15 protein-coding genes are annotated in these 12,949 nt (G+C 60.7%); 13 read left to right on the top strand and 2 right to left on the bottom strand.

Annotated elements, in window-relative coordinates; all coding sequences use genetic code 11:
* Positions 1-60: 60 nt before the first annotated feature.
* Both AC13EY_RS10955 and AC13EY_RS10950 read left to right on the top strand, forming a co-directional pair.
* Positions 61-810, top strand: coding sequence for a lysophospholipid acyltransferase family protein (locus tag AC13EY_RS10955; protein WP_233048248.1), 750 nt, complete (start codon positions 61-63; stop codon positions 808-810).
* 198 nt (positions 811-1,008) lie between these two features.
* Complete coding sequence (locus tag AC13EY_RS10950) at positions 1,009-1,389, top strand: rhodanese-like domain-containing protein (protein ID WP_088273595.1); 381 nt, start codon at positions 1,009-1,011, stop codon at positions 1,387-1,389.
* 24 nt (positions 1,390-1,413) lie between these two features.
* Here AC13EY_RS10950 and AC13EY_RS10945 read toward each other — a convergent pair whose 3' ends face one another.
* Complete coding sequence (locus tag AC13EY_RS10945) at positions 1,414-1,887, bottom strand: hypothetical protein (RefSeq protein ID WP_228247754.1); 474 nt, start codon at positions 1,885-1,887, stop codon at positions 1,414-1,416.
* Positions 1,888-1,969: 82 nt separating this feature from the next.
* Positions 1,970-2,869 carry a LysR substrate-binding domain-containing protein gene (locus AC13EY_RS10940; protein WP_233048247.1) on the bottom strand — a complete coding sequence of 300 codons (900 nt, stop codon included), beginning with the start codon at positions 2,867-2,869 and terminating at the stop codon, positions 1,970-1,972.
* Between the two features lie 108 nt (positions 2,870-2,977).
* Here AC13EY_RS10940 and AC13EY_RS10935 point away from each other — a divergent pair, with 108 nt between their 5' ends.
* The 11 genes from AC13EY_RS10935 (at position 2,978) to AC13EY_RS10885 (ending at position 12,949) form a co-directional block, all read left to right on the top strand.
* Positions 2,978-4,090 carry an S-(hydroxymethyl)glutathione dehydrogenase/class III alcohol dehydrogenase gene (locus tag AC13EY_RS10935; protein WP_233048246.1) on the top strand — a complete coding sequence of 371 codons (1,113 nt, stop codon included), beginning with the start codon at positions 2,978-2,980 and terminating at the stop codon, positions 4,088-4,090.
* Positions 4,091-4,333: 243 nt separating this feature from the next.
* Positions 4,334-5,182, top strand: coding sequence for an S-formylglutathione hydrolase (gene fghA / locus AC13EY_RS10930; protein ID WP_269687005.1), 849 nt, complete (start codon positions 4,334-4,336; stop codon positions 5,180-5,182).
* 81 nt (positions 5,183-5,263) lie between these two features.
* Positions 5,264-5,740 (top strand): 2-C-methyl-D-erythritol 2,4-cyclodiphosphate synthase, encoded by a 477-nt coding sequence (gene ispF, locus AC13EY_RS10925; protein WP_233048245.1) that lies wholly within the window; start codon positions 5,264-5,266, stop codon positions 5,738-5,740.
* Entirely contained in the window at positions 5,733-6,788 is a 1,056-nt protein-coding gene (gene truD, locus AC13EY_RS10920) for a tRNA pseudouridine(13) synthase TruD (protein WP_233048244.1), read from the top strand. The genes ispF and truD overlap by 8 nt, the downstream gene beginning before the upstream one ends.
* The gene (surE, locus tag AC13EY_RS10915; RefSeq protein WP_228247679.1) at positions 6,788-7,537 is read left to right on the top strand and encodes a 5'/3'-nucleotidase SurE; all 750 of its coding nucleotides are present in this window, start codon (positions 6,788-6,790) and stop codon (positions 7,535-7,537) included. The genes truD and surE overlap by 1 nt, the downstream gene beginning before the upstream one ends.
* Before the next feature lie 2 nt (positions 7,538-7,539).
* A complete protein-coding gene (locus AC13EY_RS10910) occupies positions 7,540-8,211 on the top strand; it encodes a protein-L-isoaspartate(D-aspartate) O-methyltransferase (protein WP_233048243.1) in 672 nt (223 codons plus the stop codon).
* 22 nt (positions 8,212-8,233) lie between these two features.
* Positions 8,234-9,157, top strand: a complete 924-nt coding sequence (locus AC13EY_RS10905; RefSeq protein WP_228247677.1) for a polyprenyl-phosphate transporter — start codon at positions 8,234-8,236, stop codon at positions 9,155-9,157.
* Positions 9,158-9,210: 53 nt separating this feature from the next.
* On the top strand, positions 9,211-10,101 hold the full coding sequence (locus AC13EY_RS10900) for a peptidoglycan DD-metalloendopeptidase family protein (RefSeq protein ID WP_373315110.1): 891 nt from the start codon (positions 9,211-9,213) through the stop codon (positions 10,099-10,101).
* A gap of 241 nt (positions 10,102-10,342) precedes the next feature.
* Complete coding sequence (gene rpoS, locus AC13EY_RS10895; protein WP_235005721.1) at positions 10,343-11,272, top strand: RNA polymerase sigma factor RpoS; 930 nt, start codon at positions 10,343-10,345, stop codon at positions 11,270-11,272.
* A 190-nt stretch (positions 11,273-11,462) separates the two neighbouring features.
* Positions 11,463-12,035 (top strand): LemA family protein, encoded by a 573-nt coding sequence (locus tag AC13EY_RS10890; protein ID WP_228247675.1) that lies wholly within the window; start codon positions 11,463-11,465, stop codon positions 12,033-12,035.
* Positions 12,032-12,949, top strand: a complete 918-nt coding sequence (locus tag AC13EY_RS10885; RefSeq protein WP_233048241.1) for a GIDE domain-containing protein — start codon at positions 12,032-12,034, stop codon at positions 12,947-12,949. Before AC13EY_RS10890 ends, AC13EY_RS10885 begins: the two co-directional genes overlap by 4 nt.

Genomic DNA, 12,949 nt, shown 5'->3' with positions numbered 1-12,949 from the left:
TGGCACTCTGTGCGACCTGATCGCGTCCGCCGCTCGCGGCGTCATAACTAGAGAGTTGTCATGCTGAGTCTGTCGCCCGTTGCTGAATCTGCCACTCTGCTGCGCCGCGTTGGTGTGGTGGTCGGCTCCGTGCTTGTTACCCTGGGATATTGTCTGGATGTGCTGTGGCGAGCGGCCTTTCGTCGTCTGGATCGCGCCCGCGTTGATCGGTATACGCGGGGCTGGGCCAGCAAGCTGCTGCGTCTGGTTCGATTGCAGGTGACTGTGTTTGGCAAGGCGCCGGACTTCTCCGATGGCCGCCGTTATATGGTGCTCTGTACCCACGCCAGCCACTACGATATTCCGGTCAGCTTTGTTGCCCTGCCTGGCTCCATTCGCATGCTGGCCAAGGCAGAGCTATACCGTATTCCAGTTCTCGGGGTGACCATGCGGCTGGCGGAGTTTCCGTCGATCAATCGCCACAATCGGGAGCGGGCGCTCGCCGATCTGTCACGCGCACGGCAGATGATGGAGTCGGGCATTGTGCTGTGGGCCGCGCCTGAGGGCACCCGCTCTCGGACTGCCGAGTTGCTGCCCTTCAAGAAAGGCTGCTTTCATCTCGCACTGGATACCGACGCGATCATCGTCCCGGTCGCCATCCGTGGCATTCACAACGTGCTGCCCGCGCGCAGCTGGCGTTTCAATCTCGGGCAGCAGGTGTCTGTACACATCGGTGAACCACTGGACGCGGGCAGCTATGATCGCGAGCAGTTACCTGAGCTGATGGCGGAGACACGGAAGCGCATCGCCGGGTTGCTTGGTCAGGGATAGCGCGGGTTTTCAGACAGTTTCTCAGGCCGGTCTGTGGCGGTGAACTTCTTATTTCTTTTTGTGCTATGCATAGAATGAAAATAAAGTTTATATTTTTCTTAATTGTTTGCCGCGGGGGCCTGGCATGCAGCTACCCGCTGTTGCCGGTGCGGTCTCTGCGGGCTTGAGTCTGCCATGCTCAACCTACTGGAGTGACCTATGAAAACAGCCCATGACCTGGTAGCCGCCGCCAAGGCGCATATCAAAGAGGTTGACCTGACGGAAGCGGATGCCGCCATTCAGGCTGCTGACGTGCTGATCGACGTGCGCGAGGCGGACGAGTTTCAGGCTGGCCATATTCCAGGCGCAATCAATATTCCCCGTGGGTTGCTGGAATTTCGGCTCAGTAATGATCCTGTGCTGTCGTCCCGCGATCAGAAGCTGGTGCTCTACTGCAAGAACAGCGGCCGCTCGGCGCTTGCCGCCAGCGCCTTGCAGGAGATGGGCTACCTGGAAGTCCTGTCGATTCTGGGCGGCTTTGATGCCTGGGCCGCGGCAAACAAGCCGGTGGCCGGTGCGGCATTGCCCCCGTTCGAGTAGGGTATGGGCCGTGCCGGCGCCGTGTTACGCCGGCACGGTGCCCGGACTCAGATCGTCCAGGGCCAGGTGGAACTGTCCGCCCTCAATCTCCAGCGGTGCCAGCAGAGTGGTGCAGTAGCTCAGCTCGTCCAGCAGATCGCGTACTTTCGCGCTGTTCAAGCCGCTGTGAGGGGTTCTGCGCAGGTGTTGCTCCAGCGCCTCAAGCGTGCTCATACCAGTGGCTATCGGCTGCCAGCTGACGTCTTCAATGCCCCAGATATGACCGGTCTCCGGCTCTATCTCGGGCAGGGCGTCACTGCTGCCTTCTTCCTTCAGCATGGCAACAGCGGTCTGCAGTTCCAGGGCTGTTGTGTCGACAAACTGGCTCAGTTCGGTGACGCCCAGGGTACGGCACAGGCCGTCGAGCAGTTTCAGTTCGTTGCGCAAATGTTCGAGTAGCCGGTCGCCAGACTGGAATTGGCGGCCCAGCAGGGTATTTAACCGCAGGGCGCTTGCCACATGCTGCTCCTGATGTACTGGTGTATTGCTGGAGCCTACTGTACCGCAGACCGCTACCGGACCGCACGGATACTGCGCAGGCTTACAGCTGCGTTGTGCGATATTCGCTGCGCTGGGCCAGCCCCTGCTTCAGGTAATCGACCAGTTGCCGTACCTTGGGGGAAAGATGCCGTTGCTGCGGATACAGTGCCCAGACTGCAGTGTGTGGCGGTTGGTGCTGAGGCAGCAGGGCTCGCAGGGAGCCGCTGCGCAGGTGCTCCTGCACGTAATAGTCGGGCAGCTGACACAGACCAAAACCGCGCAGGGCTGCATCCAGCACCGCCTGACCACTGTTGCAGCGCCAGTTGCCCTGCACGCGTACAGGCAGTTCGCGACCGCGCTGTTGAAACGACCAGACGTCGCTGCTGCCGATCAGGCAGTTGTGGCGCGGCAGTTCCGACAGGCTGTGCGGTGCGCCAAAACGTTCCAGATAGGACGGTGCGGCGCATAGGTACATATGCCGCGGCGCAATACGTGTGGCGATCAGGCTTGAGTCCTGCAGCCGGCCCAAACGAATGGCCAGGTCGTAGCTACCGTGCAGCAGATCCAGGGTTTGGTTGGTCAGCGTCATCTCGACCCGCAGCTGGGGGTGCTGCTGCATGAAGTCATTGACCAGCGGCATGATGAAACTCTCCCCATAGGCCACCGCGCAGGTCATGCGCAGCAACCCTTTGGGCTCGCTGCCCAGGTCGGTGATGGCCTGCAGGGCTTCGTCTCGGGCGTCGATCAGCCGCTGGCAGTGTTGCAAAAAGGTCTGGCCGGCTTCGGTCAGGCTGACGCGGCGAGTGCTGCGATAGAACAGGCGGCTCTGCAGGCGGTCTTCCAGTCTGGCAATCTGGCGGCTGACATGGGATGAGGAAACACCCAGGCGAGCGGCAGCGCCAGTGAAGTGTCCAGTCTCGGCTACGGCGACAAATTCGTCGATACCTTCCCAGTCGCTCATGGATTATCCCTGTGGGGCAATAATGTTTTTTCTGATGGGTGATTATCCACGAAACAGCTCTCTACTACACTTGCCAGCCTGTACTTCCGTCATCCAATGGAGAATCCCATGATCAAGTCCCGGGCCGCCGTAGCCTTTGCGCCGAATGAACCCCTGCAGATTGTTGAAGTGGACGTTGCGCCGCCGCAGGCTGGCGAGGTGTTGATTCGCATTGTTGCCTCCGGTGTTTGCCATACCGATGCCTACACCTTGTCCGGTCAGGACAGCGAAGGCGTATTTCCCTGCATTCTCGGTCACGAGGGCGGCGGTGTGGTCGAAGCGGTCGGTGAGGGCGTGACTTCGGTGAAGGTCGGCGATCACGTGATTCCGCTGTATACCGCCGAATGCCGCGAGTGCAAATTCTGCAAGTCCGGCAAGACCAACCTGTGCAGCTCGGTGCGCACCACCCAGGGCAAGGGCCTGATGCCCGACGGCACCAGCCGCTTCAGCTATAACGGCGAGCCGGTCTACCACTACATGGGCTGCTCCACGTTCTCCGAGTACACCGTACTGCCGGAGGTCTCGGTTGCCGTGATTCCCAAGGAAGCACCGCTGGAGAAAGTCTGCCTGCTGGGCTGTGGCGTTACCACCGGTATCGGCGCAGTACTGAACACTGCCAAGGTGGAGGCCGGTTCAACGGTTGCCATCTTCGGTCTGGGCGGTATCGGTCTGGCCGCCATCATCGGCGCCAAGATGGCCGGTGCCAGCCGCATCATTGGTATCGATATCAACCCGGCAAAGGAAGGTATTGCCCGTGAGCTGGGCATGCATGAGTTTGTCAATCCGAAGGATTACGACAAACCGATTCAGGAAGTGATCGTCGACATGACCGACGGCGGCGTGGATTACAGCTTCGAGTGCATCGGCAATGTACAGCTTATGCGCGCGGCGCTGGAGTGCTGCCACAAGGGCTGGGGCGAATCCACCATCATCGGCGTCGCACCGGCCGGCGCCGAGATCAGCACCCGCCCGTTCCAGCTGGTCACCGGTCGCGTCTGGCGCGGCAGCGCCTTTGGTGGCGTCAAGGGCCGTACCGAACTGCCGAGCTACGTCGAGAAATCCCAGAAAGGCGAAATCCCGCTGGACAGCTTCATCACCCACACCATGGGTCTGGAGCAGATCAACGAAGCCTTTGAACTGATGCACGAAGGCAAGAGCATTCGGACAGTCATCCATTTTTGAGGCAGCCGCAAGCTTCAAGCCTCAAGCTTCAAGCAAAACCAAGTGGTATCGAATTGCGCGGATTTTCTTGAAGCAACGAATGGCAGATAAGCGTGTGGAAAACACTTGACGGTCCGACCGCCGAGCTAATTCTGATTACGCTTGCAGCTTGCAGCTTGCAGCTTGCAGCTTGCAGCTTGCAGCTTGCAGCTTGCAGCTTGCAGCTTGCAGCTTGCAGCTTGCAGCTGAAACCGGAGGTTTCTTATGAACGACATTGAACTGGTCTCCGCCAACAAGAGCTTTGGCGGCTGGATGAAGCGTTATCGTCACCGCTCCCAGGTGCTGCACTGCGATATGGTGTTCGGTATTTACCTGCCGCCGCAGGCGGATCAGGGCAAGCCGCTGCCGGTGCTGTACTGGCTGTCGGGGCTGACCTGTACCGATGAAAATTTCATGCAGAAGGCTGGTGCGCAGCGCTTGGCGGCCGAGCTGGGCATGGTCATCGTTGCCCCGGACACCAGCCCGCGGGGCGAAGGCGTGCCGGATGACGCCGAGGGCGCCTATGACTTCGGTCTGGGTGCCGGCTTTTACGTCAATGCCACCGAGCAGCCCTGGGCGCAGCACTACCGCATGTATGACTACGTGGTACAGGAGTTGCCGGCTCTGATCGAAGAGCACTTCCCGGTGTCGGATCAGCGCTCAATCAGCGGCCACTCGATGGGCGGCCACGGGGCGCTGATCTGTGCGCTGAAGAATCCGGGGCGCTATCGCTCTGTTTCGGCGTTTGCACCGATCACCAACCCGAGCGACTGCCCCTGGGGTCATAAGGCACTGGGGCAGTATCTGGGCAACGACAAAGCCGCCTGGAAGGCGTGGGACGCCTGCGAGCTGCTGGCCGGGGCGACCGAACGACTGCCGCTGCTGGTTGATCAGGGCGAGTCCGACAACTTCCTGGCTGAACAGCTCAAGCCCGAAGCGCTGGAAGCGGCGGCAGCGGCAGCGGGTCACCCACTGACACTGCGTCGTCAGCCCGGCTACGACCACAGCTACTACTTCATCGCCAGCTTTATCGATGATCATCTGCGTCATCACGCGGCGGCGCTGGGGCTCTAGCAATCCGGCAAGCCGGCCCGACCTGTCCCTAGTCATGTCGAGGCGGTAGAATCGCCGCCATCGACTGACGGGAGACACCACATGCGCATTGGCCACGGCTACGACGTTCATCGCTTCGGCGAAGGCGACTTCATCACCTTGGGTGGCGTCCACATACCGCACGGGCGTGGGCTGGTTGCCCACTCCGACGGTGATGTGCTGCTGCACGCGCTGGCCGATGCCTTGCTTGGTGCTGCAGCACTGGGTGATATCGGTCAGCACTTCCCGGATACCGATCCCGAGTTCAAGGGTGCCGACAGCCGCGTGCTTCTCCGCCACGTCATGGGTCTGTTGCGCGAGCGCCGCTGGAAGGTGGGTAACGTTGACGCCACCATCGTCGCCCAGCGCCCGAAGATGGCGCCGCATATCCCGCTGATGCGTGAGCAGATCGCGGCTGATATGGGCGTGGCGCTGGATCAGGTCAACGTCAAGGCAACCACCACTGAAAAGCTCGGTTTCACCGGTCGTGAGGAAGGGATAGCCGTACACGCGGTGGCCCTGTTGCTGGCCGATGTCTGAGACGCTGCTGGGGCCGCGCGCCTGGGGTGACAGTTGCGGTCGGGCAACGCTGAAGGCAACGCCTGACGATTTCCGCGTCACCGAAGTGCTGGACATCGCACTCAGTGGGTCAGGAGAGCACCTCTGGTTGCTGCTGGAGAAGCGCGGCCTGAATACCGAAGAAGTCGCCAGGCAGCTGGCCCGCGCGGCCGGTATTTCGCTGCGTAACGTCAGCTACGCCGGGTTGAAGGACCGTCAGGCAGTAACCCGTCAGTGGTTCAGCTTGCAACTGCCGGGGCGCGCCGATCCGGATTTCAGCGCGCTCTGGAACGATCAACTGCGTTGTCTCGAGCAGGCGCGCCATCAGCGCAAGCTGCAGCGCGGCGCTCACAGTGCCAACGGGTTCTTTATTCGCCTCACTGACCTGGTTGCCGATCAGTCGCAGCTGGAAGAGCGGCTGCAGATTGTCGCCGCTCAGGGTGTACCCAACTATTTCGGCCCGCAGCGCTTCGGCCGCGACGGCAGCAATCTGTACGATGCCCGCCGTTGGGCCGGGCAGGGCGGCTACCCGCCGGCTCGCGGAACACGCTCGCGGCTGCTGTCGACGGCGCGCAGTCTGCTGTTCAATCGGATGCTCGCCAGGCGGGTGACCGATGGCAGCTGGAACCGCATTCTGGAAGGCGACTGCCTGGCCTTTACCAACAGTCGAAGTCAGTTTCCGGCCAGTGAACTGGCTGCTGACGACCCTCGCCCGGCGGCGCTGGACCTGCACCCAACCGCCTCGCTTTGGGGGAGCGGTGAGCTGGCCAGTACCGGCGCCACGGCGCAGCTTGAGCAGCAGGTTGCGGCGGCAGAACCGGAACTGGCCGCCTGGCTCGAACGGGCTGGTCTGGAGCAGGCGAGACGGATTTTACGCCTCCCCATTCAGGGGCTTACGTGGCATTATCCGTCCACCGATTGTCTCGAACTGGAATTTACCCTGCCTACCGGCTGCTTCGCCACGGCGTTGCTGCACGAGCTGCTGGAACTCTCCAGTGTTCCCGGTGGCGGGCTGGAAACGGAAAACTGATGCGTATTCTGATTGCCAATGATGATGGTGTGCTGGCGCCGGGTATCAAAGCCCTGCACGGTGCGCTGGCCGATTATGCCGACTGTGTGGTGGTTGCTCCAGCGGAGGACCGTAGCGGCGCCAGCAGCGCGCTCAGTCTGGACCGGCCGCTGAGGCCGTTCACCCTGGAAAACGGCTTTATCGGTATCAACGGAACCCCGACCGACTGCGTGCATCTGGGCCTCAATGCGCTGTATGAAGACAGCATTGATATGGTGGTGGCAGGAATCAACCTCGGCGCCAACCTTGGCGACGATGTGTTGTATTCCGGCACTGTCGCTGCGGCGCTGGAAGGGCGCTTTCTGTCTCGTCCTGCCATGGCATTCTCTCTGACCGGCCGACAAACCGATAACCTGCCGGCGGCAGCCTACTTCGCCCGGCAGATGGTCGAGGCTCATGATCAGCTTGATCTGCCGCCGCGTACGGTGCTTAACGTCAATATTCCCAATCTGCCGCTTGAGCAGATCAAGGGCATTCGCCTGACCCGTCTGGGCCACCGTGCGCGTGCCGCCAAACCGGTCAAGTGGGTTGACCCGCGTGGCAAGGAGGGATACTGGATTTCAGTGGCCGGTGATGCCGAGGACGGTGGTGAAGGGACGGACTTCCATGCCGTCATGCAGGGTTATGTGTCGGTTACGCCTCTGCGTGTCGACAAGACCCTGTACGAGGTGTTCGACCACCTGGAGAGCTGGCTGGACGGATTGGGCTGAGCATGGGACACGACGACCTTTACCGTGCCGGCATCGGCATGACCTCGCAGCGCACACGTGAGCGCCTGCTTGAGCGGTTATTTGAAGAAGGTATTCGTAATTTGCACGTGCTCGAAGCCATTCGCCGCACGCCTCGCCACCTTTTCGTCGATGAAGCGCTGTCGCACCGGGCCTACGAAGATACGGCATTGCCGATCGGTCACAATCAGACCCTGTCGCAGCCCTACATCGTGGCCCGCATGACCGAACTGCTGCTCGGTGGCGGGCCGCTGGACAAGGTGATGGAGGTCGGTACCGGCTCCGGTTACCAGACAGCCATTCTGGCCAAGGTGGTTGAGCGGGTCTTCAGCGTTGAACGTATTCTGCCGCTGCAGGAACGTGCCAAGCGCGTGCTCCGAGACATCGACGTACGTAATGTGGTGTTTCGTCATGCGGATGGTAACTGGGGTTGGCCGCAATATGGCCCCTACGACGCCATCCTGGTCACTGCGGCGCCGGCCGAGATACCGCCGGAGCTGCTCGGTCAGCTGGCCGACGGTGGTCGCCTGGTCATTCCGGTTGGCGAGCACGAGCAGCATTTGATGCTGGTTGTTCGTCACGGCGACGAATTCACCTATCAGCAGGTCGAACCTGTGCGCTTCGTGCCGCTGCTGGCCGGCGCTATCCATTCCTGATTCTGTCTTTAAGGACGTCTGTGTGAAGGCATTTCTGTTGATCTTTCTCCGTGGTGTCGCCATGGGGGCGGCCGATGTTGTTCCGGGCGTCTCGGGCGGCACAATTGCCTTCATATCCGGTATTTATGATCGCCTGCTGGCCGCGATTGCCGCCTGCACGCCAAACAAGCTGGTGTGGCTGTTGCGTGGCCGCTTTGCCGATACCTGGAGGGCCATCGACGGTGCCTTTCTACTCACGCTGCTGGCCGGTATTGTCTGCAGCATTGCTACCCTTGCCCGGCTGATAACCTACCTGCTGACGCATCACGGTTTGCTGGTCTGGTCGTTTTTCTTCGGTCTGATTCTGGTCTCGGTCTATCTGGTAGGGCGCGAGATCCCGCGCTGGAATCTGGCTGCCGTGATGGCTGCCGTGTTGGGTGCCCTGTTTGCCTATCTGATTACCGTGGCGTCGCCGCTGGCCTTGAGCCTGACACCGTTGAACGTGTTTTTGGGCGGATGCATCGCGATCTGCGCGATGATTTTACCTGGCATCTCCGGGAGCTTTATCTTGCTGCTACTGGGGTTATATACCGGTATTCTTCAGGCGGTAAAAAGTGCCGACTTTGCCCTGCTTGGGCTGTTTGCACTGGGCTGCATAACCGGGCTGCTGTGCTTTTCGCGGTTGCTATCCTGGCTGCTGAATCACCTGCGCAGTGTAACTCTGGCCTTCCTTACGGGCCTGTTGATCGGCTCGCTTAACAAGGTGTGGCCCTGGAAACAGACCCTGACCTGGCGGGTTGACAGTCATGGTGAACGGGTGCCGCTGCAGGAGTTGAATCTCTTGCCACAGCGCTATGCCGAGCTGACCGGAGAACCCTCTCTCTGGCAGGCCGGAATGGCATTGATGGTGCTCGGCGTGGTATTAGTGTTGCTATTGGAATGGTGGGGACGGCGCGCTGCAACCTGAGAGCAGGTGGCACGTGTGCATTGCGGGTGAGACTGAACGGGAGCCAACCAGGAATGGGGCTGTGTGTGCGTTACCGGCATGGGGCCGTTGGGTCGGCACAAGGTGTCGGCATCGTGTTTTTGGCGGCAATACTGGCCGCATGCGCCGGGCCTTCCGGCACCGTCCCTATTGACGACCGCGGTCGCGGTGGCACCCGTGCGCAGACAATAACCACCGGACATCACACCGTACAGCGCGGCGAGACGCTCTACCAGATTGCCTTTCGCTATGGCTGGGACTGGAAAGAGCTGGCAAGCGTCAACAACTTGCGCGCGCCTTATACCATTTACCCCGGTCAGCGCATCAGCCTCGGCCGAGCTTCGCGCTCGGCGGGCGCTACCGTTGCCGCTGCACCGGTCACCCCCCGGCCCACGGCCGCCCCTGGGCCAGCACGCTCAGCCTCTGCTGCGGTCCCAAGTGCACCGTCGGTGACTAGCACCTCCGCCGCTGAAAATTCTCGTAATACTTCTGTTGCCAATCGATCGCCGGCCTCTGCAGCGCGCCCCGCAGAGGCTGCCTCCGCTGCGGTCAGCGCCGCTGGCTGGAGCTGGCCGGCGCGGGGCCAGCTTTTGGCGCGGTTTCAGTCAAACGGCAGTTTGAATAAAGGGATTGATATTGCCGGGCAATTGGGTGAGCCTGTGAGAGCAGCATCCGACGGGGCCGTGGTTTATGCTGGCCGTGGCCTGATTGGATATGGCGACATGATCATCATCAAGCACGACGAAACCTATCTGAGCGCCTATGCGCACAATAGCCGTCTGCTGGTCAAGGAAGGCGATCAGGTCAAGGTTGGTCAGGTTATTGCCGAAATGGGCAGTAGTGGTACTGACCGGGTCAAGCTGCATTTCGAGATCCGGCGCAAGGGTCAACCTGTAGACCCGTTGGCGTATTTACCGAGATCTTGATGGTACTGTGTCGGTGGTGCTGACACAGGGTTGTCACTTTTGACAGTCAGTCTGCCTTGAGGTGAGAGCCCTGTTGCATTGCGACAGTCAGAAGGAAGCACTGCCCATCTTGGGGTGTGATTCGGTGGGTTGTGTCTTTTCCGCGTTTTACCGGAAGTGGGGCACGCATATGGCAGTAAAAAATAAGAAACAGCCAGAGCTGGTCAGATCGTTGGACAACGCGTCGCCAGACAGCGTCATCATGGATGATGGGGAGGGGAACGAAATGCCTGTGTCCGTAGACAGCAAGCGGGTTACGCCGCGCAATCATCGCCGCGAAAACGCGTTTGACTTCACCAAGCAACTGGATGCGACCCAGTTGTATCTCAACGAGATCGGTTTTTCCCCCCTGCTGACGCCCGAAGAGGAAGTACATTTTGCGCGCCTGGCGCAAAAGGGCGACCCTGCCGGACGAAAGCGCATGATCGAAAGCAACCTGCGGTTGGTTGTGAAGATTGCCCGGCGCTACGTCAACCGTGGGCTGACCCTGCTGGATCTGATCGAAGAGGGCAATCTGGGCCTGATCCGGGCGGTGGAAAAGTTCGACCCGGAGCGCGGCTTCCGCTTTTCAACCTACGCGACCTGGTGGATTCGTCAGACCATTGAGCGGGCGATCATGAATCAGACACGTACCATTCGTCTGCCGATTCATGTCGTCAAGGAACTGAATATCTATCTGCGTGCGGCCCGCGAGCTGACCCAGAAGCTCGATCACGAGCCCTCTCCGGAAGAAATAGCCCAGTTGCTGGACAAGCCGGTCGAAGACGTCAAGCGCATGCTTGGACTCAACGAGCGGGTTGCCTCGGTCGACATGTCACTGGGCCCCGATTCGGACAAGACACTGCTCGACACCCTGACCGATGAACAGGGCTCCGATCCGTGCGACTTGCTGCAGGATGATGACCTGAACGCCAGTATTGACCAGTGGCTGGGAGAGTTGACGGAAAAGCAGTGCGAAGTGGTTACGCGGCGCTTCGGTCTGCGTGGCCATGAAAGCAGTACTCTGGAAGAGGTCGGCCGCGAAATCGGCCTTACCCGCGAGCGGGTAAGACAGATTCAGGTCGAAGCGCTCAAACGCCTGCGCGACATTCTCGAACAGCACGGGCTGACCGGCGAGTCGCTGTTTCAGTAGAGGGTGCGGCCTGCCAATCGTTGTTCTGAAAGCCGCCTGCGTTCGCGCATGGCGGCTTTTTTTTAATCTCTTTATAGTGAGTTATTCGGATCCGTCGGGGGTCTGCACGAGCGCGTGGCCGTAACGCCAGTATTCGGCCGGGTGGGGCGCTCGACCGTCAAATCAGATGAGTGGAACAGGAGAGCAGGGAATGGAACTGACAACGGTCATTGTGTTGGTAGTGCTGGGCGTTGTGCTGCTCTACGCGATCATGCTCTACAATCAGTTGGTGAGCGTAAAGCATGCGGTCAGCCAGGCGTGGTCCAATATCGATGTTCTGCTGCGTCAGCGGCATGATGAGCTGCCCAAGCTGGTTGAAGCCTGCCGGCGCTACATGCAGCATGAGGCGCAAACGCTTGAGCGGGTCATCGCTGCGCGGGGTGCGGTTGCCTCTGCGCGCGCAGAGTCGGATGTGAAGGGCGTCGGACGGGCAGAAACGGCGCTGCGGGCGGGACTGGGGCAGCTGTTCGCGCTGGCCGAGAATTATCCCGATCTGAAGGCCAGCGAGTCGTTCCAGCATCTGCAGGAGCGTATTACCGGGCTGGAGAACGGGATTGCCGATCGCCGCGAACTGTACAACGCGGCGGTAAATATCAACAACGTGCGCATCGAGCAGTTTCCCGAGGTGCTGCTGGCGCGGCTGTTCGCGTTCAAACCGGCCACATTGCTGCAGTTCAGTGATGAAGAGAAGGCCGATGTGGATATCCGGACCCTGTTTTCATGATTGATGTGCACGGCGTACTGCTGCTGTCGCCGGTCAATTATTATCTTTTTGGTTCGCTTATCACGGCGGCGGCGCTTGTCTGTCTGTATGTCATGCTCAGTCGTCTGCGTCGTGCTCGCTGGCTCGAAGACACCCCGACATCGAAGGTGCGCTCGGCCGCCCAGGGGCTGGTTGAGCTTCAGGGGCGGCTCGATGCGGGAGGTCACTCACTGCTGGTTTCACCGCTCGGGGGTGTTGATTGTCTCTGGTACCGCTTTCGTGTCGAGGAGTACCGCCGCAGTGGTAAGAATGACAATTGGCAGACGGTCGAGCAGGGCTGCTCCGAACGGCCCTTCCTGCTTTGCGACGATACCGGGAGCTGCTGGGTCATGCCCAAGGGCGCGGAAGTTCATCCGCGTCACCGGCGGCGCTGGGAGGGCTCTCAGCGTTGGCCTGCTGGCCAATCGGTCAAGACCGGCCTGCTGGCCAGCCTGATCGGTAAACGCTACCGCTATACCGAAGAGTGGTTCGCGGAAGGTGAGGTGCTTTACGCACTCGGCTGGTTCGAGAGTCGTGGAGGTGGGCGCGACGAATTCGATCGCCAGGCGGCGGCGCGCCAGGTAATCAGTCGCTGGAAGGCGGACTATGACGATCTGCTGGCCCGCTTTGACCGTGACGCTGACGGCCAGCTGGACATGACGGAGTGGGATCGGGTCAGGCAGGCGGCTGATGTTGAATCAGAGCGGCTCGCCCGAGTGGAAGGGCAGCGTCCGCTGGTACACGCGCTGGGCAAGCCGAAGCGGCGCGGGCTGCCGTTTATTCTCTCGGATCACCATGAGCAGGACCTGAGTCGTCGCCTGCGTCGCCGCTCACTCTGGAGTCTGATCGGGTTGGTTATCACTGCACCACTGGCGTGCTGGTTCTGGATCGCCTGA

The organism is Halopseudomonas sp. L-58 (genome assembly GCF_056859475.1).
Note: the sequence above shows the minus strand (reverse complement) of the source record. Positions and strands in the feature narration are given on the sequence as shown.